Source organism: Arthrobacter sp. CC3, assembly GCF_039907775.1.
Classification (GTDB): Bacteria; Actinomycetota; Actinomycetes; order Actinomycetales; family Micrococcaceae; genus Arthrobacter.
Genome location: NZ_JARCCY010000025.1, coordinates 1 through 21,125 on the forward strand (window position 1 = coordinate 1; position 21,125 = coordinate 21,125).

The 21,125-nt window shown below is 62.7% G+C and carries 16 protein-coding genes and 2 pseudogenes; 6 read left to right on the forward strand and 12 right to left on the reverse strand.

The genetic code is table 11. From position 1 onward, the window contains the following. The first annotated feature begins 426 nt into the window (after nucleotides 1–426). Entirely contained in the window at nucleotides 427–3,132 is a 2,706-nt protein-coding gene (locus tag PV761_RS15205) for an AMP-binding protein (RefSeq protein ID WP_347897947.1), read from the forward strand. A gap of 329 nt (nucleotides 3,133–3,461) precedes the next feature. On the opposite strand, the gene PV761_RS15210 is transcribed toward PV761_RS15205, so the two are convergent. Continuing rightward, nucleotides 3,462–3,875 carry a four-helix bundle copper-binding protein gene (locus tag PV761_RS15210; protein WP_347897949.1) on the reverse strand — a complete coding sequence of 138 codons (414 nt, stop codon included), beginning with the start codon at nucleotides 3,873–3,875 and terminating at the stop codon, nucleotides 3,462–3,464. Nucleotides 3,876–4,450: 575 nt separating this feature from the next. Here PV761_RS15210 and PV761_RS15215 point away from each other — a divergent pair. From PV761_RS15215 to PV761_RS15225, 3 genes are all read left to right on the forward strand, one after another. Continuing rightward, complete coding sequence (locus PV761_RS15215) at nucleotides 4,451–4,852, forward strand: hypothetical protein (protein WP_347897951.1); 402 nt, start codon at nucleotides 4,451–4,453, stop codon at nucleotides 4,850–4,852. Nucleotides 4,853–4,854: 2 nt separating this feature from the next. Then, nucleotides 4,855–5,208 carry a transposase gene (locus tag PV761_RS15220; RefSeq protein ID WP_347897953.1) on the forward strand — a complete coding sequence of 118 codons (354 nt, stop codon included), beginning with the start codon at nucleotides 4,855–4,857 and terminating at the stop codon, nucleotides 5,206–5,208. 274 nt (nucleotides 5,209–5,482) lie between these two features. Then, nucleotides 5,483–6,094, forward strand: a complete 612-nt coding sequence (locus tag PV761_RS15225; protein WP_347897955.1) for an IS3 family transposase — start codon at nucleotides 5,483–5,485, stop codon at nucleotides 6,092–6,094. Nucleotides 6,095–6,975: 881 nt separating this feature from the next. Here PV761_RS15225 and PV761_RS15230 read toward each other — a convergent pair. The 5 genes from PV761_RS15230 to PV761_RS15250 form a co-directional block, all read right to left on the reverse strand. Continuing rightward, nucleotides 6,976–7,281, reverse strand: a complete 306-nt coding sequence (locus tag PV761_RS15230) for a helix-turn-helix domain-containing protein (RefSeq protein ID WP_320538102.1) — start codon at nucleotides 7,279–7,281, stop codon at nucleotides 6,976–6,978. Next, a complete protein-coding gene (locus PV761_RS15235) occupies nucleotides 7,281–7,634 on the reverse strand; it encodes a type II toxin-antitoxin system RelE/ParE family toxin (protein ID WP_347897957.1) in 354 nt (117 codons plus the stop codon). The genes PV761_RS15230 and PV761_RS15235 overlap by 1 nt, the downstream gene beginning before the upstream one ends. A 178-nt stretch (nucleotides 7,635–7,812) precedes the next feature. Beyond that, on the reverse strand, nucleotides 7,813–8,013 hold the full coding sequence (locus PV761_RS15240; RefSeq protein WP_347898050.1) for a hypothetical protein: 201 nt from the start codon (nucleotides 8,011–8,013) through the stop codon (nucleotides 7,813–7,815). A gap of 143 nt (nucleotides 8,014–8,156) precedes the next feature. After that, nucleotides 8,157–10,577 (reverse strand): DEAD/DEAH box helicase family protein, encoded by a 2,421-nt coding sequence (locus PV761_RS15245; protein ID WP_347897959.1) that lies wholly within the window; start codon nucleotides 10,575–10,577, stop codon nucleotides 8,157–8,159. A 1,003-nt stretch (nucleotides 10,578–11,580) separates the two neighbouring features. Then, nucleotides 11,581–12,345, reverse strand: coding sequence for an IclR family transcriptional regulator (locus PV761_RS15250; RefSeq protein WP_347897961.1), 765 nt, complete (start codon nucleotides 12,343–12,345; stop codon nucleotides 11,581–11,583). A gap of 174 nt (nucleotides 12,346–12,519) precedes the next feature. On the opposite strand from PV761_RS15250, the gene PV761_RS15255 reads away from it, so the two are divergent. Continuing rightward, complete coding sequence (locus PV761_RS15255) at nucleotides 12,520–13,797, forward strand: lyase family protein (RefSeq protein WP_347897963.1); 1,278 nt, start codon at nucleotides 12,520–12,522, stop codon at nucleotides 13,795–13,797. A 14-nt stretch (nucleotides 13,798–13,811) separates the two neighbouring features. Beyond that, a pseudogene (locus PV761_RS15260) lies at nucleotides 13,812–15,149 on the forward strand (MFS transporter). Nucleotides 15,150–15,481: 332 nt separating this feature from the next. On the opposite strand, the gene PV761_RS15265 reads toward PV761_RS15260, so the two are convergent. The 6 genes and pseudogenes from PV761_RS15265 to PV761_RS15290 all read right to left on the reverse strand — a co-directional run bounded on the left by PV761_RS15265 (nucleotide 15,482) and on the right by PV761_RS15290 (nucleotide 21,117). Then, nucleotides 15,482–15,742: a hypothetical protein gene (locus PV761_RS15265; protein WP_347897965.1), complete on the reverse strand. Its 261-nt coding sequence runs from the start codon at nucleotides 15,740–15,742 to the stop codon at nucleotides 15,482–15,484. Nucleotides 15,743–15,974: 232 nt separating this feature from the next. Further along, on the reverse strand, nucleotides 15,975–16,856 hold the full coding sequence (locus PV761_RS15270) for a bifunctional 5,10-methylenetetrahydrofolate dehydrogenase/5,10-methenyltetrahydrofolate cyclohydrolase (RefSeq protein ID WP_347897967.1): 882 nt from the start codon (nucleotides 16,854–16,856) through the stop codon (nucleotides 15,975–15,977). Then, a complete protein-coding gene (locus PV761_RS15275) occupies nucleotides 16,853–17,479 on the reverse strand; it encodes a cyclodeaminase/cyclohydrolase family protein (protein WP_347897969.1) in 627 nt (208 codons plus the stop codon). Before PV761_RS15275 ends, PV761_RS15270 begins: the two co-directional genes overlap by 4 nt. 129 nt (nucleotides 17,480–17,608) lie before the next feature. Next, nucleotides 17,609–17,929, reverse strand: a pseudogene (locus PV761_RS15280) (glycine cleavage T C-terminal barrel domain-containing protein); the annotation flags it as partial. 313 nt (nucleotides 17,930–18,242) lie between these two features. Further along, complete coding sequence (locus tag PV761_RS15285; RefSeq protein ID WP_347897971.1) at nucleotides 18,243–19,823, reverse strand: amino acid permease; 1,581 nt, start codon at nucleotides 19,821–19,823, stop codon at nucleotides 18,243–18,245. Nucleotides 19,824–19,848: 25 nt separating this feature from the next. Further along, on the reverse strand, nucleotides 19,849–21,117 hold the full coding sequence (locus tag PV761_RS15290; RefSeq protein ID WP_347897972.1) for a D-arabinono-1,4-lactone oxidase: 1,269 nt from the start codon (nucleotides 21,115–21,117) through the stop codon (nucleotides 19,849–19,851). Between the last annotated feature and the right edge of the window lie 8 nt (nucleotides 21,118–21,125).

Consider the following 21,125-nt stretch of genomic DNA (forward strand, 5'->3'; position numbering starts at 1 on the left):
TACCCACGAAACGAAATTAACAGGTCAGGCCAGCGATTAAAAGACCCCTTCACCGAAACCTAACAAAGTACTACTAGGCGAAGGGGTCCTTTTGCAGCCGGGCTGCTTCATGCCATTGTGTTCCCAGCGAGGCTCCTCATAGCTGGCGACCGTTCCCTGGCAAAGCGGCGGACCCAACCCGTGGATTCTTGGCGTCACCGGGCTGGTGTCGTATCTCTCCAGCATCGACCGCGCAGCAGGTGGACCGCTCCGTGAGGCTCGCCCCGCCGTCCCGGCCAGGGGGATGTTCTTCGCTGCGATCGTTCACAGACCGAGGCGCCTCTAGCGAACCGGAAGTGCGGCCCTGATGACTGCATGATACGTCACACAAGCGTTTCCTAATTATTCCACTTGAAGTTAGGCAAGCCTTCCCTCTATGGTGGCGCAGTGACTCTCCCCCTTGAAATCACGGGGGTTACCTTTGCCGCGGGGCTTGCCCGCCATGGTGACCGACCCGCCATCCTCACAGGTTCCCGGGCCGTCAGCTACAGTGAACTGGCCGGACGGGTGCAGGATTTCGCGCACCGCCTGGGCACCTTCCGGCGGCTGGTCGTGCTCGCCGCCGACAACAGCATCGACACCCTGGTGGCCTACCTGGCCGCGCTCTCCGGCGGTCATCCGTTACTCCTGGCCCCGGCGGACAACCCGGCCGCCCTCGCCTCGCTCGTGGCCGCCTACGATCCCGATGTCATCATCCGCTCTGCGCCCGGCGCGAACGGGACCGGTGCGCTGCAGCTGGAGGCGATCCGGCCCGCGACCATCCACGAGCTGCACCCGGACCTCGCCTTGCTGATCAGCACGTCCGGCTCCACGGGATCACCCAAGCTGGTGCGGCTCTCGCACAGCAACCTTCAGTCCAACGCCGAGTCCATTGCCGAGTACCTGGGCATCACCCCCGATGACCGGGCCATGACCACCCTGCCCATGTACTACTGCTACGGGCTCTCGGTCATCAACAGCCATCTGCTCCGCGGTGCGGCGTTGGTGCTGACCGGCCTGTCCGTGGTGGATGAGTGCTTCTGGCAGCTGTTCCAGAACCGCGGCGCCACGTCCTTTGCGGCCGTGCCCTACACCTTCGAATTGCTCGACCGTGCGGGCTTCGCTAGCCGGGACCTGCCCACCCTGCGCTACATCACGCAAGCGGGCGGACGCCTGGCGCCGGAGGCCGTTACCCGCTACGCACGGCTGGGCCGCAGCAAGGGCTGGGACCTGTTCGTCATGTACGGGCAGACCGAGGCCACGGCCCGGATGGCCTACCTGCCACCGCACCTGGCCGAGGAGAACCCCGGAACCATCGGCATCCCGGTTCCCGGAGGAGAGTTTCGGATCGACCCTGTCCCCGGCCCGGATGAACCTGGAGGCCCGATTGACCCCGGACCAGGGCCCGGCGAGCTTGTCTACAGTGGGCCCAACGTGATGCTCGGCTACGCCCAGGAGCCCGCGGACCTGGCCCTGGGCCGGACCGTCCGGGAGCTCCGCACAGGTGACCTCGCCCGGCAGCACGCCAACGGATTGTTCGAGGTGGTGGGCAGGCGCAGCCGCTTCGTTAAAATCGTGGGCCTGCGGATCGACCTCGGCCAGGTGGAAAAGGTCCTCGCCAGCCAGGGCATCAGTGCAGCCTGCACCGGGACGGACTCCCAGCTCGTGGCTGCCGTCGAAGGAACCCACGACGGGCGGATGCTCGCCAAAATGCTCGCGCAGGAGCTGGGCCTGCCGCGCCCTGCTGTCACAGTTCACGCCGTCGCCGAACTGCCCCGCCTGGCGACCGGCAAGACCGACTATCCCGCCGTCCTTACCCTCGCCGCTGCGTCTCCCGGAAGCACGAAGTTGCTTGCAGCCCTCATTCCGGGGTCAAGCACCGGTGTGGGCGGCACCGGGGTAGCCGGCACCGCCGTCGCGGACGGGAGCGGAACTGCCGGCGACGGCAGGGACCCTGCCGCGGGCGGCCCGCCCGAGGACGTAAAGCGGATTTTCGCCGACGCCCTGGAGCGTGAGGACATCGGCGACGACGATACGTTCGTCTCGCTGGGCGGCGACTCACTGTCATACGTGGCGGCGTCGCTCCGTCTGGAGCGGGCCTTGGGCCATCTGCCGGCCAACTGGCACGTGACCCCCATCAAAGACCTTACGCCGCGCCGGCCAAGACAGCCCAAACGCAGGCTCAGGCGGATCATCGCGCCGCTCGAGACCAGCATCGTGCTGCGGGCGGTCGCGATCCTGACCATCATCAGCACCCACATCGACCTGATCCGCTGGCCCGGCACGGCCCACGTCCTGATGGTGGTGGCGGGATACAACTTCGCGCGCTTCCAACTGGGCGGCGAGCGTCTTCCCCGCCTCCGGCGCCAACTCCGCAGCCTGGCCAGGGTGGTGCTGCCCACGGTGGCGTTCATCGGCGCGGTGATGCTGCTGTCCGGCGACAAGTTCCACTACACCACCGCCAACCTTTTTCTGCTAAACACGATGATCGGGCCCGCGGGATGGACTGACGCCTGGCACTTCTGGTTCATCGAGGTGCTGGTGTACGTCCTGGTGGGCGTGATCGCGCTGTTGTCCATCCCGTGGGCGCACCGCGCGGAGAAACGCTTGCCGCTGGCGTTTCCCCTCGCACTCGTGGGCCTCGGGCTGCTGTTCCGCTACAACCTGGTGCCGTTGGACATCCTGAACACGCGCCCCGTGCTGTGGCTCTTCGCCCTGGGCTGGGCGATTGCCCGGACCCGGACGTGGTCACAGCGCCTGGCGCTTTCGATACTGGCGGCGCTGACCCTGCCAGGCTACTTCGAGGACCCCTGGCGCGAAGCAACCATCCTGGCGGGCATCCTTATCGTCACGTGGATTCCGGCCATCCCGTTGCCCCGTGTGCTTCACCGTGCCGTGGGAGTGGTCGCCAGCGCCTCGCTGTACATCTACGTGACCCACTGGGTGGTGTTCCCGGACTTCAAGGAGGGCCAACCGGAACTGGCCCTGGTGCTGTCCGTGGCCGCAGGCATCGCGTATTGGGCCATCGCGGTGCGGATCATGGGTGCCGCAGAGCGCGGCCAGTCACGGCTGTGGAGGCGCTGGAAGGCGCGACGGCAAGCACTTCCGGCGTAGAGGGCCCACCGTACCCGCACGCCGTGGAGTACAACGGCAGCACGCCGTCTTCCAGTGTTGCACCGACAGGGTTGCACCCACCTGCCCGATCCGCCATGGTCCGGGGGCACCATACACGCCGAGCCGGGTCTGACCCGACAAGCGGCACGGGAGGCGGCGTTGGAGCACCGCCAAACCCCACGGGCACCACGGAGTCCAGCAACTGCCCGGAGGACAATGCGAGGGCCAGGACACTGGGGAACCGCTAAGGCAGGGGGACGACCGGGCCTGACGCCGGATCCGGATGGCAAGGGCGCCTGTCCCTGCAGTCCGGACCCGTTCCGCATGCTTCAGCCGAGCGAGGCCAACAGTTCCGCGCACGCCTTCTCGCAACGGCGGCACGCTTCGGCGCATACCCGGCAATGCTCGTGCATGCCTGCGTGCCGTTCGCACTCGTCCGCGCAGGCCCTGCAAACGGTCTGACACGCTTCGAGGACGGCCTTGGTGATGTTCGCGTCGTAGCCGGTGTGGCGGGAGAGGATGTTCCCGGTCGTGATGCAGATGTCGGCGCAGTCAAGGTTGGTCCGGATGCACTTGGCCAGTTCCGCGACCATGTCTTCGCTGAGACAGGCGTCCGCGCAGGCCGTGCAGGTCTGGGCGCATTCGAAGCAGGTGTCGATGCATTCGGCCAGCTTGTGCTGATCGATGTTGCCGAGGTCCTTCGGGTAGGTATCGAGCATGGTGTGTACGCTTGCGTGGGTCACTTTTGCCGCCTTTCGATCAGTTCGACTTCGAGTTCTCCGCAGCCCCGGCCTTCGGGGTCAAGTGCTGCGTCGGTCCGCCACAAGGGCGACGTGCCGCAGGCCAAGGTACCCGGGTCCGCGGAACCGGCAACCAGCGGCGGGCGACGTGACACCGCCACCGCCCGGAGGCCGCCAGACGGAATCGGGGAACCCGCGCATAAGCGGATCCCCGGCTCTTCCGGGTCGGACACCTCCGGGCCAGCATAGCCAAGGCCTTCAGCGACCGCTAGGTGCTCCCGGAACGGAACATTAAGTGAATCCAGCAGAGGAAGGCAGGCGCGGTTCGACGTCCAGGTCGTCCAGGGCGCGAACCGTTCGTCCACGCCAGCGCCGGACTTCTCCTGCTCCTCCCGTGAGCCGGGCAGCCGTGGAGCGAGTAAAGTGGGGGGACGTTTTGTGTGGAAGGTGGACCTGAGCAGATGCCGAGTCATCAGGGGCCGTTGAGGAGCAGGTTCCGGGTGTGGACCCGATCATTGCGCCCGGCAGGAGGGCGTCCAGTCTCTCTGGCGGGAATCGTCGTCCTTTGCCTGCCTCCCTTGATCCTCGGCGCGCTGGTGGCCGGCATGATACTGGCCGGGCCTCGTCCGGCCTCCACCGGCCCCAATGCCGGAATCAGCGAACCTGCCACCGGCTCCCCAGTACCGTCTGCTGAGGTAGACCGGGTCCACAACGCCCTGCACGACCTCGCCTCGCAGTGTCAGGCCGGAATCGACGAAACGACCCGGCAAAAGCTGGACCAGGACGTCGGGATTATGGTCGAGTTCTCCCGCCGCCACCAGGACGCGCGTTTCCTCATCGACGACGAAACCGGAGGACCCGTGGGACTGCTGCTGGTCGCCAGGAACGCCCTGGAGCGCTGTGCGCCGGGGTCCGCAGCAAAGGCAGATTCCGCGCTTCCTCCCGAGTTCCGCCGAACTGCCGCCTCCCCTCCAGGCTAGGGATGACCGGAGCGGATTCCTGCGCCGAAGCTTACAAGGCCTTCCCCGAGCGCCAGCACGCTCGACGACGTTTCCAATACCCATATTCCGATGAGTTCAAGGCCGATGCCGTTGCCCTCGTGATTTCCTCCGGCCGTCCCGTGGCCACCGCCGCCGCGGACCTTGGTGTCTCGCTGACGGCCTTGAAACGGTGGGTGAGGCTTGCCCGCGAGGGCGGAGGGAACGGTGACGGGAAACCGGAGGAGCCTGTGGATCCGGCGAAATACGAGGCCATGGAAGCCCGGATGCGGGAACTCGAAAGGGACAATGATTTCCTGAAAAAAGTTTCGGCGTTCTTCGCCAAAGAACAACGGTAGAGGACTTCTACCGGGTTGTTCAGGAGAAGAACGCCGACTTTCCCGTGGCCTGGATGTGCCGGCAGCTGGGTGTGCCGCGGGCCTCGTACTACCGCTGGCTGGACGCACGGGAAACGCCCACCGCGCTCCGCCGCCGAGAGCTGACGGAACAGGTGAAGACCGTCTTCGATTCCTCCGACGGGATCTTCGGCCACCGCATGGTCCACACCAAACTGGCCGTCGCCGGCGTCAACGTGTCCGTCGGCACGGTCGCGGCCATCATGGCCGAGAACGGGTGGGCTGCGAAGGGGATGCGCGCCTTCAAGCGCACCACCATCCCTTCGGATCCGGACAAGGTCTTCGAGGACCTCATCGGGCGGGACTTCACGGCCGCACCCCCGGCATTCGCCTGGTCGGAGACATCACGTACCTGCGCACCAACGAGGACTGGCTGTACCTGGCCACCGTCATCGACCTGTGCACGCGCATGGTCATCGGCTGGGCCATGGCAGATCACATGCGGGCCTCGCTGGTTACCGGGGCGCTGGCGATGGCCAGGGACCGCGGGCATCTGGCCCCCGGCGCGATCTTCCATTCCGACCGAGGCACCCAGTACACCTCCAGGGAGATGAGTGCCTGGTGCGCCGGTAACGATGTCCGGCAGTCGATGGGCGCTACGGGTGTGTGCTGGGACAATGCCGTGGCCGAATCGCTGTTCTCGTCCCTGAAGAACGAGTTCTACCACCACCACAGCTTCGCTACCCGGCAGGACGCCAGACGGGCGACCATGCGCTACATCGAGGTGTTCTACAACCGGTGGCGGCCACACAGCAACAACGGCCTGCCGCCAGCGACAGCGATGGCCAACTTCAAGACCAAAACCCAGCGGCTTCCCGCTGCTGCCTGACCGAAAAGAAACCAACCACCTGTCTCACATCCTTGACACACCTCAACGATAGCCGCGCGTCCAACTTTGGACAGGTCGCACGGTTCAACCAAACCAGGACGCCCCGGAAGAAGAGTCCGTATCCCACACACCTGCACCCTGCCGACGGATCGTACGTCGGCCACAGGTACGGCATGAGAGGTGCCGTTGAACCCGGACTGGCCGCAAAGTCATGTCGCCTGCAACAGAAACGTGCATGAAATGGTGAAGGCAGAACCAGTAGGAAGGGACCAAAATGCAGGTCGAAAAGCCGCCCGTGCACAAAAGTGTGCACAATGTGCACACCCCCTTTGACCGGACAAACACGCGACGAGCGCACCCTGCCTGCCTCGCAGCAAACAGCCGTCCGATGAAGATCCTCGAAGAAAATTCGGCTTCGTCATGTCGTCACCACAACTTCTGACCATGAATAAGTGACGGCCAACAACTGGAAGCTGAACAGCCAGATAGGACGGCACATACCCCTAGATTCCAGCAGGCGGGAGACCCACCCGGCCAGGACCCTGACCCCGCCACCCACACAACCGAACAGGCGACCGCGGCGCCGGGCACAGACCGCGGACAGCGTCAGAGGGACCCGCGGAGGGTTAATGTCCACACATTAAAGCAAAAACCCTTCTGACGAGGGGTTATGCGTGCCCGAGGTGGGACTCGAACCGGACTCCGGCCCTTGCAAACACTGGGAACTCCCGTAAACATGCTGAATCCGGCCCGATCCGGCCAATATACGACCCAGTCCGACCCCCAGGGTGTGCACATTGTGCACACCCCTTTTTTCCCACCTTTTAGACCTCGCTGTCCGGGGAGACGGCTGCCGTCGCGGATCGCTCCGAGTCGCTTCGTCAGGCGATCTGGATTCGTTCGTCGCCGAGTTCAACCTCGACACGAAGCCGGCCGCCGAGCGCCTCGACGTATTTCCGCAAAGTATCGACCTGGGCACGATCAATGTCACCGTGCTCGATGCGGGAAACCCTGTTCTGGCTGACATGAAGGCGCCCAGCCAGCTCGACCTGCGTCAGTTCAGAGGCCTCGCGGAGCTCCCGAAGCCGGTAGGCCCGGACCTCATCGACCATGCGCTTCTTGTGGGCATTCACAGCTGCCCGGTCCACCGGACGCTTTGCCAGTAGTTCCTCCATGGACTTCGCCACTATGCCCCTCCTTTCAGAATCCTCAGATGATCATCGAACAGGTCATCAGCAACCGGAATGTTCGTCTTGTACCACTTGCTCCAGTTGCCCGCCTTGTTTCCCGCGACAAGCAGGATCGCCCGCCGCTCCGGATCAAAGGCAAACAGGATTCGCAGTTCCGACCGCCCGCTCGACCCCGGCCGCAGCTCCTTCATATTCTTATGCCGTGAACGAACCACCGTGTCGACCAATGGACGACCAAGTTGAGGTCCGCGCTCGGCGAGAAGCTCTAACGCAGCAATAATCTGCTCATACGAGTCTTGGTCAAGACCTAACAACCATGGCTCAACTAATCCCACGTCAACATTCCACATCGAGTCCATAATACAACTCAGGTGTTCTACAACTCAAGTGCTATATTGCGGCCGCCACTTGTTTGTTGGACGTGCAGTAGGGACGAGCCGTCACACCCATGACGGTAGTGGCCAGGCAGTGCGTCGCAGAGAAGAAGATCTGGCAAGGCGACGATGTCGTCGTATTCGAAGCGAGAACTCAGGCATCCTCCAGGCGCTTCAGCAGCCCGGCGTCGTGGCGCATTACGAAGTCCAGGCCCGCGCTGATTTCCTGCCTGTGCCGGTGAACTTGGACGTCCGAACCGGCAACTTGGCCAAGAAGCGCCGACCTGGAGGTGTGCGCCTTGGCAGTAGGCTCATCCGGACGGCAGCCACCGTCGTCTGAAACACGCAGGTTCATGTCCACGTTCGATGATACTAAGCGGTATCAGGTAGTTCACTGGCGTGAGACGTATCCGGCTGCCCGACGGTGACCTCTCGAGAATACGGTTCCGAGGAGTTGTGGCAACGCAGACACCGCCGCCTACGGTCCTGGGGACGATGTTATCTGCTTTTGAGCTTGCGCGGATCAGGGAACCCGAGCGAGACGTAGCCCGGAGCCCGCTTGTTCAGGGACGCGGCCAGTACGGGTGTTGATTCGTCGTAGTAGTCGTGAACTGTCGCCACAGTTTTCCCTGGGTACGGCCGGATTACCCGGCCGACGTACTGGACCAATCTGCCTTTGAACGACACCGGCGCTGCAAGGAACAGGGTATCCAGTTTGGGGCAGTCAAAGCCTTCTCCAATGTATGAGCCGGTGCCCAAGACCAGCAGAGGCTGCGAATCATGGGTGGTGGCAAGAAGGTCGACGGCGGCCTGTCGCTCCTTGGCTTTCATCGCTCCAGTGAAAGCCACTGGCTTCAGACCAGCCGCCTCGAACCGGGACCTCAGGGACTCAAGATGCGCTTTCCACGTAGTCAGTACAAGGATTCGGGAGTTCTGTTCGTAAGCTTCAATGACATCGTCGTAAATTTGCTGTAGGCGTTCCTCATTGGTGATCAAGTCCTTGTAGATGGCAGAGATCCCGCCCGGTTCGCTGGGGTCTGCGGCGCCGTCGTACGCGTATGAGGTCCGGTGCAGTTCCAAAGTCAGCGTCGGTTCGGCAATCTCATGTGCGTGCGTTGGCAGCTGCTGTGGAACAGCTGGGGAAATCGTGTGTGAGATTTGGCCGAGCTGGTGGTAGATCAGCGAGTCCAACTCGTCCCGTCGGTACGGTGTGGCCGTCAGCCCCAGCCAGTACCGGGCCTGGATCTGGTTCATGACGTGGGTGAACGCTGCCGCCGGGACGTGGTGACATTCGTCCACGATGACGAAACCGTAGCCGGCGGTCAGCTCGGCAACATTTTCCCGCCGTGCCAGCGTGGGCAACAGCGCGACATCGACCCGACCCGTCGTCTTGGCACGGCCACCTCCGATTTGGCCGCACTTCTCGTCCAAGAATTCACGGATGCGGCTGCGCCATTGCTCCGCCAAGGCTTTGCGATCAACCAGAATGAGCGTTGCGACGCCACGTAGTGCCATCGCAGCACACGCCATAACGGTCTTGCCTGTGCCGGGCGGGGCCACCAGGACTCCGCGCTCGGCGGAAGTGGCGGCGTCCACGGCGTCTTGTTGTTCCGCGCGCAGGCGGGCCGAGCACTCGAAGCTGTGAGCAGCGCCTCCCGACCGTTGATCATCGATGCGCAGCGAGCTGCCACTCGATTCGACAAGTTGCTGTAATAAGGGCAACAACCCACGCGGCAGGATCAGGTCGCCATCAAGGGTTTCGTCGTAGTTGCGCAGGTATCGGGGAATATTCCAGGTGGATCGCCTCTGGCGTTGGCGTTCATAGAACTCAGGGTTGGGCATGGATGCGGCATGCTTAACGGCCGAGATCATGGCTGGTCCAAGGTCTGCTGCCTTGAGAGTCAGGCGCGATGCGAATGTTGCATGGACGATCAGTGCCGGGCGTGGAACGATCTTCGACGATAGCGGCAGTTCTAGCCGGCGAACCTCTTGTCCCAGCCTAACTCCAGGCAATCTTCGGATATGCATACGAACCTCCCCGTCCGAGAGCCGATCCAGGCTGGAAAGGTACGCCCATTGGTCCTCGTATGGTTCGAGGGTCGTAGTGTCGAGGAACAACGTGGTGCCGTGCTGGCGGCGCTTGCCGTTTAGCGGCGCCGCTATCAGGTTACCCATACCTTTGCCCGAGTGAACGTCCTGGGCGGGGAAAAGCCTGTCATAACTGGCCAGGCTCATGCTGCCACGCAATGCCATTGCTTCGTGGATGAGACCCGTGCCAAGCTGGCGTGCTGCGGATGCCGGCAGAGCTGTGCTGAAGAAGATCCATACATGGGCGCCACGTCCGGATTGGGACACTTCCAGTGCTGCGGGGATACCCCGAAAGCGAGCCGCCTTGACGTACGCCAGGGCATCGAGCATTGCGGCGCCCCCGTCAAAGTCCGCGGCGACCCACCAGCAGGTGTCCTGTTCAGTCAAGGGATAGAGGCCAATATGCTGCGCCCCGCGCAAATGGTCGGCAACGACTACCGGAGTAAGCGGCAGGAACCTGGCACCTGCAATGTTCGCGCTCTTGCGCCAGCCACCGGCGACTGCAGGAACCCAGCCGGAGCGACCGTCCCGCGAGTTTTCCCACCGGACTGCGTACACGTCATTGCGTGCCCTGAACAGGTCTTGGAACAGACGGACTTTCGCTTCCGGAGACGATTCCATGGTGACCGGACCGTGGTGCAACACCGCAGGAATTACAGCCTGGGCCAGGTATGGTGCCTTTGATTCCGATTCCGTGAGTTCCACGAGTTTACGCAGCCTGGCATTGTCGAGGCGCAATTCGTCGAGCTCACGTCTCAGCGCCCTGTCTGCCGCATTGGAAAGGCCAGGCAATGCAGTTTGACCAGCAGTTTCAGGAGTGTCTTCAGTCACGGTTCCATTGTGGTCGGAAGAGGCCACGACGCCGAAACCAGAGAAGCGTCATCAGACTGCTGGTAGTGCCGATTGGACAGCACGTCATCAAACTTGAGACGAGTCATGTGGCAGCGGCCTGACCCCGCCATGAAGAGGCATACTACCGGCCACTCCAAGGATTGCGAGGCACCAGGCCAGGCAGACGTTTACCAGCGAAAAGCCCCCCAAGGGGCCATAACAGAATATTTGTCCGTCCACACTCAGAGGCTTACAGCCTCTGAGTGTGGAAACACTGTGCCCGAGGTGGGACTCGAACCGGACTCCGGCCCTTGCAAACACTGGGAAGTCCCGGAAACATCACCAATCCGACCCGATCCGACCCCAGTACGGTCCAGTCCGAAGCCCAAAGTGTGCACAATGTGCACACACCAAATCGGCCGTCTGGTCCAGCCCTCAACGCCAACCGCGCTCCCCCGCTGAGGGAACGCGGTTTGTCTTTGCGCAGGCACGAATGGGACAACGGACGGGTTCGTGCCGTCCCACGTTGACCGATGCCTCCCGCGAGGGACCGAGCACCCAATGACCGGGAGAACCATCCAACAGTGAAGGTCCTCACGTGGCTATACCTCCTTCACCCATCTCATGAGCTACTGCACAAACATCCGCCTGACTAATCCAAAGACGGCTACGCAGCCATGCGCTTGGCACCAAGACCCGCGGCAGCTGATTCCGAGGCCGGCTGCAGTCGGGATAAGTTCCCACGAATAGGCGGCGTCCTCCCTGTTGATATGTAAACCAACGACAACGCGATGACACGCTTAGCCGAAGACGTAACCCAGGCCCCAGCCCACCCGTCGAAACGTCCATTATCGGCGTTAAAAGTACGGGAGTAGAAGCATCTGCGAAAACCCTAGCCCGACGGAGAACCGGACGTTTCTGTAGTCCACGTCGGGGACTACAGCTGGATGCAGTACTCCATTTGGAACGACGAACAATGTCGATGTTGGCAGGTCGATCATAGCTAGTTGCGCCGCGACTTAAGGTTCTGGGTGATAGCTCTTGAGGCGCTGATGAGTAGCTGTCCGATGGCGTCGGTGCGGGTGATAATCCGTGAGGTTGGTGCCGATACGTTGAGGACACCCGCGATGTGTCCCAGCCGATCGCGAACGGGAGTTGCCACTGATGTCAGCCCGATTTCGACCTCCTCCGATGCCACGGAGTATCCTCTGGCGCGCTCGAGGTCGATTCTTTGCAGCAGCGTGGCGAGATCTTTGGGCGCCCCGGGAGCCGACGTAGGAATGGAGAGATCGTCGACGGTTAGTGTTTCGATCAGTTCAGCATCAAAGTCAAACATCAGGGCACGCCCTGAGGCCGTGCAGTGCATGGGTGAACGCCGACCTACCCAGCCGCCAGCCTGCAGCGACTGCTGGGATTCTTCACGCAGGACGGTCAGGGACCGCTTGCCTTCCTGCACCGAGAGCAACGCGACCTCCCCCGTCTTTGCCACGAGAGCCTGCAGGGCCGGCCGCGTGGCCTGAACCAAAGGGTAGTTGCCGGCTCCGGTGGACAGAATGCGCAGGTTCCATCCCAGCCGGTAAGTTCGCCGATCGGCGTCCTGCTCCACGAGCCCGCTGCGCGCCAGCGCCTTCAGCATCCGGGAAACCTGGCTGCGCTCCCGTCCCACAGCCCTGGCAAGTTCGCCAACGGAGTGTTCTCCCCCGGCCTGCCCGGGATTCTCAAAGGCCAACAGCAATGCCGCAACGCGCTCAGCGGTACTTTCACTCAAACTATGCGCCTCCACATTTGTTGTCACCACAGCAACAGCTTATTGCCATAAGTATGGCTCACAGCTAGCGAATGGGGATAAACAGTTGCTGCAAGAGCAACAAACTTTGGAGGGCGAATGTTTACCCCTTACGTTTCATTGCATTGTGGTACAAATCACTTGAGAGGTTTAGAAATGACAGTCCTACAGACAGAGACGTCCAACGGCCAAGCCCTTTTCGGTAAGCAGTCAAGACTTGCGGTGGAGAACTTCGGCACCGCCGGCCGCAGGATCACCGACGTGCCCGCCTTTGTGCGGAACTACGCGTTCGTCAAGGCCGCCGCGGCCCGGTCCAACGCCAAACTCGGCGTCCTGACGACCGACATCGCGGAGGCTATCGATGGGGCGTGCGCTGAAATAGCGTCCGGGCTGCACGCCACCCAGTTCCCGACCGCCCTGGTCCTTGGCGGAGGCGGGACCACAACGAACATGAACTTCAACGAGGTCATCGCCGCGCGGGCCTCGCAGCTCTCTGGCTCCCGCGTACACCCCAACGATCACGTCAACGCGTCCCAGTCGACCAACGACACCTACCCCACGGCCATGGCACTGACCATCCTCGAACTTTCCGATGGCCCGCTCCGGGCGTTGACCGCCCTCGCCGACACTCTGGAGGACAAAGCGGCTGAGTACGACACCACCCAGCGGCTGGGACGCACCTGCCTGCAAGACGCCGTCGTCCTCTCCGTGGGCCAGACACACCGGTCCCACGCCACGGCGATCCGCCGGGTCACGGAAGGGCTGCGGACCGCCACGGCCGAACTGGTCTCCATTCCCATCGGAGCCACAGTACTGGGAACCGGCATCGGGGCACCAGACGGCTACCGCGAGCTTTGCGTGCAGGACCTCAGCCAAGCCACCGGCCGGGAGCTGACCGGATCACAAGACCTCGTGGATTCACTCTCCCATCTTGATCCCTACGCCGCCATTGCCTCGGCAGGTGCCCGGGCTGCCATCACCATGGCCAAAATCGCTGCGGATCTGCGGTTCCTTTCCTCAGGACCCACGGGAGGAATCAGTGAGGTCACGCTGCCGGCAGTCCAGGCCGGGTCCTCGATCATGCCCGGCAAGATCAACCCCGTCATCCCGGAGTTCGTGATGCAGCTCAGCTACCGCATCCGGGGAGCCGCACACACCGTCGAATGCGCCGTGGCCGCCGGGGAACTGGAACTGAACATCATGGAACCGGTCATCGTCGATTCGCTGCTGAACATCTTCGACGACCTGACCACCAGTGCTGACACCTTCGCGGCCAAGTGCATAGCCGGACTGACCTGGGACGGCCGCCGCCTCGAAGAAAATCTGGCCTCCGGGTTCGACAAGTGGGTCACCATGGCCGCCGAGCAAGGCTACGACGCCACCACCATGGAAGTTGCCAAAGCCCGATCCACCGGAATGGGGACAGCCCGATGAGCGCCGCAACCACCATGATCAAGTACGAGGACATCCCCCTCAACAAGTTCCACGTCCGCGTCGCCATTGCCGGCTCCGGCGGCCAGTTCAGCGACGGATTTGTCCTGGGCATCGTCGGCATCGTTCTGGCTTCAGCCAAAGACGATCTTCACCTGACACCCCTGTGGATCGGACTCCTGGGAGCGGCCACCCTCACCGGGCTGTTCCTCGGCGCCGTGATCACCGGACCAATAGCGGACCGGATCGGGCGCAGCCCCATCTTCCGCTTCGACATGCTCCTTATCGCGTGCCTCTCGGTCTCACAGTTCTTCATCACCGAAGCATGGCAACTCCTGGCCATCCGCCTGGCCATCGGCCTCATACTGGGCGCGGACTACGTGGTCAGCAAGACGCTTGTCACCGAACACGCACCACGGCACTTCCGGGGCAGACTACTCAGCATGTTGGCCGTCGCATGGGCCGCCGGATACGCCTTCGCCTACCTTGCCGGGTTCCTGCTGTCCGGTCTCGGCGAGGAGCCGTGGCGGTTCATGCTGATCGCCAGCGCCATCCCCGAACTCATTGTCTTCGCCTTCCGCGTCGGCATCCCCGAGTCCCCGCTCTGGCTCCTGCTCAAAGGCAGAACAAAGGAGGCCGCCGCCATCGTTGCCCGCATCGCCGGACCAAACGTGGAAATGCCGTCCGTACCCGCCTCCGCTGCCCGGAAGCAATCCCGCTACCGGGAACTGTTCACCAGCAAATACCGCCGCCGCACCATCGTCGGAGTGGTCTTCTACGTCTGCCAGGTCATCCCTTAATTCGCGTTGGGCACCTTCGCACCGCAGATCATGGCCGCCCTCGGAGTCACTAACAGCCTCGCGGCCGGGGCCACCTACAACGTGTTCCTGCTGACTGGCGCCATCGTCGGAATGATCATCGTCGACCGCCTCTCCCGCCGACTGTTCCTTGTCGGAAGCTTCTTCATCGGGGCCGCGCTCTTGGCGGCGCTCGTGACTCTCTCCCCCTCAAGCACACTCCTGGCAGTGATCCTGTTTGCCACCTTCGCCCTCGTCCTGGCGGCTGCCGCAAACCTGGAATTCATCTACCCACCCGAGCTGTTCCCCACAGAGATTCGAGCCTCCGGACTGGGAATTGTCACCGCCGGCAGCCGCATGGGATCTGCGGCCAGCACTTTCCTGCTGCCTTTGGTACTCGCCGGGCTCGGCATCAACGTGGCGCTCTTCTCCTGCGTGGCAGTCCTGCTCGTCGGGGGAACCGTGTGCTGGCTGTGGGCACCGGAAACACGAGGGGAATCACTTGTCACCCTCGACCGGTCGGTAAGCACCAAGGAGCCCCTGGAGCAGGTGCGCTGACCGATGGAAGTCCTTGAATGAAAGACCCATCCCTCTGATTTCCTAACGGCCACCGGCCCCAGACGGCGAAGGACCATCCCAATTTGGTCCTTCGCCGTCTCGCTTGGCCTTTTGCTGCGCGACCCAACCTGTCGCCGTGCGGGTGCCCTCGGAAAAGACGCCGGTCTAGTTGCCCGTCTTCTGTCCAGAACAGTGAGGGGTGCTATCCGCTACCGGGGTATATGTCGCGCGTCTCTTCACGGGAGGGCTCCAACGCTGAGATTTTTGGGGGCGGATCGCCCGCCCGCCCGCCGGTGCGTGGCCTGCTGTGCGCATGGCGGGCATCATCGCAGTTAGGGTCCGGTTTTGGTCAGTTTGTAGTTCAGGGCCGTGTTGCCTCGAGGCACCCAGACCTCATAGAGCACGCTTCGTTCATAAAGCCTGCGGTAGCCGATGTTGTCCCGTAACCAGACGATTGACCCGTCTTCGGTTACGCCGTCGATCGTTCCTCGGACGACTGTTTGTCCTCCGAGGACAATTTCCGCTTCGGCCTCGTCGAGTGACGCCCAGTCGTCGACGAGCCTGAAGTCAGTGCCTTGTTTGCTGTTTGTCATCGCTTGGGTTCTTTCGGTTCTGGAGTCGGGCTTCCTTGGGCGGACGCGGTGCAAAGGTCCCGTATGGCGGCGCCGATACGGCTGATTCGATGTGAATGTGAGGCGTTCCGTGACGCGAAAGCGGTGCTTCGACGGAGCTACCTCCCCAGGTTTTCAGGCCATCGAAGCACCATTTACGCGACACGGAACGGTTGGGCAGGGAGGCCCGGACGGGCCGGGACTCCCTGCCCGGTTACACCTTGACCGGAATCTTTGAGGCCAGTGTCAGCGATTGAGCCCCTGCGGCTTCAACGGTGTGTAGCAGCAGTAGCGCCGTCGTGACGGTTCCGACGCCGCCCGGAACAGGCGTTAATGCTGCCGCCACGCTGCTGACGCTGGATTCGTTCACGTCCCCGACAAGGGACCCGCCGGGAAGGACATTGGTGCCGACGTCGATCACTACGGACTTTTCCGAAACGTGGCGGCTTGTCAGCAGTCCTGGGCTGCCAGCCGCAACAACAACGATGTCGGCGGACCGTGTGTACTTTTCGAGTGGTCCTGATTTGGAGTGGCAGATGGTGACGGTCGCATCCCTTTCGAGGAGCAGTAGGGACAGCGGTTTGCCTACTACCGCGGAGCACCCAATGACGGTGACGCTCTGTCCTGCAATCGGAATCTGGAAGTGGTCCAATAGTTCCACGACGGCCCGTGCAGTGGCCGGTGCGAAGGCCTGCCGCCCTACGGCAAGGCGGCCCAGGCTGAGGGGGTTGGCGCCGTCGATGTCCTTCTCCGGGGCGATGAGGCCAACAAGGCTGTCGGCACGGACACCCGTTGGAAGGGGGGTCTGGAGGATGATTCCGTGCACGGATGGCGCTGCGCTGAGGTCCCTCAGGACCGAGGCAAGGACCTGTTCCGTCGCGTCAGGTCCGAGGTCGACGATTCTGCAGCAGATGCCTGCGCTGTCCGCCACGCGGCCAATGGATCGAACGTACCAGTGGGTGGACTCGTCGTCGGTGGCCACGACGACGGCCAGTGTGGGGCGCTGACCTTCATGATCGAGGATGTGTGCAGCCGCCTGGGTTCGTTGCTGGATTTGTCGGGCCAGCGTTTTCCCGGAAAGCGTGGCGGCGGTCATGTGAGGATCCTCTCGCGGACGCGCTGGTTCAGAGAGTCTGCTGCGAAGACTGCCGTCTCTTCCAACCCGTTGGTTTGTTCTGCAAGGCGAGCCCGGAGGGCGCCGTCTTTGATGGCTACAAGGTTGATGTCGATGTTGACCCTGGCTGTGGTAGCTGCGGCCCGTGCGGAGTCGGCGGCCGCGGCCACGTCACTGATGACGTTGGTGTTGGCAATGTCAAAGAGTTCACCAGCAAGAGCCACTACGATCCCGGCAACACTAATGAGCCGGGTAGGAACGTGGGCGGCTTCCACCAAGGCGGCGTCGATGGCTGCATTTTTCGCAGCTTTGAGTTCGGCAGTGTCCGTGGGGAGCTTGTAGGAGTCGATGACGCTTTGAAAGGCTTGCTCGTCGTAGTCGTCCAGGCTCAATGCGTCGACGACGAGTTCGTCTGCAACCCGCGTGATCCTTTCCACGGTGGCAGCGTGTTGTTCGTACTTTGCACCGCTCGTGTATCGCGCGACCATGGCGACGAGTGCGGCACCCTGTGCTGCGTGGAAGGCTGCGGCTGCGCCGCCGCCGGGGGTGGGTTGGCGTGAGGCAAGCCTGGCGAGATAGACCCTAATTGCTTCTGAGCCAATCATCTGTCCTCCTGGTTTGGGGTTTAGCGCCGCGTTAGTGCGGGCTGTGCTTAGGTAATGCCGCGGCCCGGACTCGGTTGCGAGAAAGAGTCCGGACCGCGTGTCTGGTGTCGCCCGTGGTAGCGGACGGTGTTAGCCGCGGAGCCTGCTCATGCTGGGGTCATAGAGCGGATCCTCCTGGATGGTCGCGGGGATGCGGCGGCCGAAGTATTCGATTTCCACGGAGTCGCCGATGGAGATTTCGCTGGGGAGGTATGCGTAGGCGATCGGTTGGTTCACGGTGTAGCCGTAGGCTGCGCTCGTGACGTAACCGACGGCTTTGTCCTTGTAGAAGACCGGTTCTTTGCCCAGCACGAGGCTGCGGCCGTCGTTTACCGTCAGGCAGCGCAAGCGCCGTGCGGAACCTTCCTCGGTCCGGCCGAGAAGTGCGGCTTTGCCGACGAAGTTTTCCTTGGCCATCTGGTTGGGGAGTCTGTCGCCACGAGGGACATGCCTCTCCTCCTGGGCGATATATTAAGCCACTTCAACTTGATATATCACTAGATGATGTGGGGTTCCCGGGGATTTTTGTGCGGGGCCTAGCCGGGCTGTTCAGGCGGGAGGGGCCGGGTGTGAGTGATGCATGCCGCAGGGAATGGGGTGTGTGGTGGTGCAGATCACCGCCGCGTTGGTGTGTCCCATGGTTCCGGGGCCGGGGGTCAGCGCAGGAACGGGTGATGCGGTGCCGGGTATGTTGGCCCGGCACCGCATCGTTGTGAGAGGTTGGTTACCGGCTGTGCTGGATGGCCCTGGTCTGGTCTTCCTCCTCCGCGTCGGCGAAGCCGTGGAGCGCTGCGGAGTGTTCTGCCAGGACTCCGGTCCGGTGGCGGATCCTGAGCCGGTAGAGCAGGAGCCCTGTGACGATGACGAATCCGACGAAGATCACCCCACCCCACTGCAGGTACCACTCAAAAGGTGGTACGGAGTTGTAGATTTCCTGCCGGGGCCAGATGAGGTTGACGGTCATGGCCGCACCCCAGAGGACGGCGATGAGGTTGACGATGAAGCCCCATTTGCCCAGGCTGAAGCCGACTTCCGTGCCGTCATCCGCCAGCGGCCACTTCTTGAGCAGCCTGTTCCGCAGCATCGGAACGGTCACCAGGAGGTAGGACATGTAGATCAGCACGATGCCGATGCTGGAGAGGATCGTGAAAATCGCCGGCTGGGAAATATTGACGATCAGCGGAATGATCGCCAGAACGCCGGTGGTGATGGACGCAGCCGTGGGTGTCTTCCGGACCGGGTGGACTTTGGACAGCTGTCGGCTGAAAGGCAGGTTGTTGTCCCTGGCCATCGCGAACATCATGCGGATCGCGGCAGCCTGGATGGCCAGAGTGCAGACGGTGATAGCCACGACGATGCAAATCAGGAAGGCCTTGCCGAACGGTCCGCCCAGGACCGAGAGCACAATGTACTGAAGCCCGCCGTCCGCAGCGCCCAGCTTGGGATCTGACAGGTCAGGTGCTGCCAAGATGCCGAAGAAGAGCAAGCCCCCACCAAGGACGAAGGAAGCCGTCACCGCCCGGATGATGGCCTTCGGTGCCGTGCGCTTCGGGTCTTTCGTCTCCTCACCCAGGGAGCTCGCCGTGTCGAAGCCGTACATGACGTAGCCGGAGGCCATGGAAGCGATCAGGAATGCCCCGAAGAATCCGAGGGGCATTCCTTGCCCGAAGTCCTTGACATCAAAAAGGACTTCCGGCCCGTGCACGATATGCACGATCAGCGCGATCACCAGAAGCACCGCGGCGATGAGTTCGACAAACACACCGGTGCTGTTGATCCTCGCCGTCAGCTTCACCCCGAAAGCGTTCACGAGGGTCGTAAAGGTGATGAGAATCGTGGCCAGCAGCACCCCGTTGACGGCGAAGTCGTAGGGTCCGGTGCCGTCGCCAATGATCTGGAAGCCGTCCCAGATCTGCGGCAGCGTGATCTGCAGCGCCAGGGCCACCGCCCCAACGGTGACAATGGAGGAGATCAGCAGGAGCCATCCCGCCATCCACGAGGACGTCGCGGAGGACAGTCGTTTGGCCCAGTTGTAAACGGACCCGGCGACGGGGTAGCGTCCTGCCAGCTCGGCGAAGCACAACGCGACCATGAGTTGGCCGACGAAGACCATGGGCCATGACCATGCGTAGGCAGGTCCGGCGGTGGCGAAGCCGAAGTAGAAGAGCTGGAAGACGCCCGTGAGGATGGAAATATAGCTGACACCTGCTGCGAAGCTGGCGAACTTCCCGATGCTGCGATCGAGCGTCTGGGTGTACCCGAATTCATCAAGTCCGCTCGTGTCGTGGTGTTTTACGTCTGACATGTGGGTTCCTTTGGGGGGATGGGCGTTAGCCGACGAGTGCGCGGGTGTGGTCGTTGAGGAAGACGCCGTTGGGGTCGAATTCTTTACGCACCTGGACGAACGTGTCGTATTCAGGGAAGTGCCGCTGCATGCGTTCGCGGGTCATGAAGTGGATCTTGCCCCAATGCGGGCGGGCGTCGAAGTCTTCCAGCAGCGCATCGAGGTCGCGCAGGTAGGGCCAGTAATTGGTGCCGGGAGCGCCGGAGACGGACAGGACCGTAGTATCGCGCTTGTAGAACGGTGAGATGTAGCCCTCATCGCCCTTCACCCAGCGGACTTCGAGCGGGTATTTCTGATCCTTGTGGGTGGTGTTCAGGAGGTTCTGCACGGCTTTGACCGCTTCCAGGCCCTGTTCGGCCGGGACGTAGTACTCGAGTTCGTGGAACGGGATCATATATCCGCCGGCGTAGATTTCATAGGCACGGTCCTTGCGGGCGCCTTCCACGCTGGAGAGCTCCGTGGCCTCGTTCAGGTTCGCCGCACGGTACTTCTTCGTGTAGGTGCGGTTGACCATCGACTCGCCCGTGGGTGTGGGCAGTTCGTAGAGTTCGGCCGAGCCTTCTTCCTGACACCAGATGAAGGAATAGTGGCGGTTGTTGCGGATGTTCTCCTCCCAGTCCCGCTCCACTTCGTCCCACATCGGGTACGTGATTTCCTCGACGATGTGGTACGCCGGGGAGGCCTGCAGTTCGACCTCGAGGAAGATACCGAGCGTGCCCAGGGCAACCTGTGCCGCTTTGAGTTCGCGCAGCTGGTTCTCGCCGACTTCGACGATTTCGCCGTGGCCGTTGACGATTTTCGCCCAGCGCAGGGCCGAGGAGAAGCTGCCCAGTTCGATGCCTGAGCCGTGCGTTCCTGTGGAGATCGCGCCGGCAATGGCCTGCTTGTCGATGTCGCCTTGGTTGGACAGGGACAGGCCCTTGTCCCAGAGGGGCGCTCCGACGTCGCTGATGCGGGTTCCGCCGTACATGCGGACGCGGCTGGTATCGGTGTCGGTTCCGGTCAGGCCAGCGAGGCCTTCGAGGTCCATGAGGATGCCGCCGGTTTGAACCAGCGGGGTGAAGGAGTGTCCTGCGCCGACGGCGCGGACGGGCAGGCCTTCCTTGATGGCGAAGCGGACCGTGTCCAGGACCTCCTGTTCGGTCTTCGGGCGGACCGTGAACGCCGGGGTACAGGACTGGTTGCCGCCCCAGTTTGTCCACGGGGTTTCGGTGTCGTGCGTGACAGGCGGGAGGGGGTACAGCTGTTTAGGCATGGTGATAC

Coding starts and splice junctions, on each gene's coding strand:
- PV761_RS15265 (WP_347897965.1), bottom strand. CDS start 15,742: ATGACAAACAGCAAACAAGGCACTGACTTCAGGCTCGTCGACGACTGG.
- PV761_RS15235 (WP_347897957.1), bottom strand. CDS start 7,634: ATGTGGAATGTTGACGTGGGATTAGTTGAGCCATGGTTGTTAGGTCTT.
- PV761_RS15290 (WP_347897972.1), bottom strand. CDS start 21,117: ATGCCTAAACAGCTGTACCCCCTCCCGCCTGTCACGCACGACACCGAA.
- PV761_RS15255 (WP_347897963.1), top strand. CDS start 12,520: ATGACAGTCCTACAGACAGAGACGTCCAACGGCCAAGCCCTTTTCGGT.
- PV761_RS15285 (WP_347897971.1), bottom strand. CDS start 19,823: ATGTCAGACGTAAAACACCACGACACGAGCGGACTTGATGAATTCGGG.
- PV761_RS15270 (WP_347897967.1), bottom strand. CDS start 16,856: ATGACCGCCGCCACGCTTTCCGGGAAAACGCTGGCCCGACAAATCCAG.
- PV761_RS15275 (WP_347897969.1), bottom strand. CDS start 17,479: ATGATTGGCTCAGAAGCAATTAGGGTCTATCTCGCCAGGCTTGCCTCA.
- PV761_RS15220 (WP_347897953.1), top strand. CDS start 4,855: ATGACCGGAGCGGATTCCTGCGCCGAAGCTTACAAGGCCTTCCCCGAG.
- PV761_RS15240 (WP_347898050.1), bottom strand. CDS start 8,013: ATGAACCTGCGTGTTTCAGACGACGGTGGCTGCCGTCCGGATGAGCCT.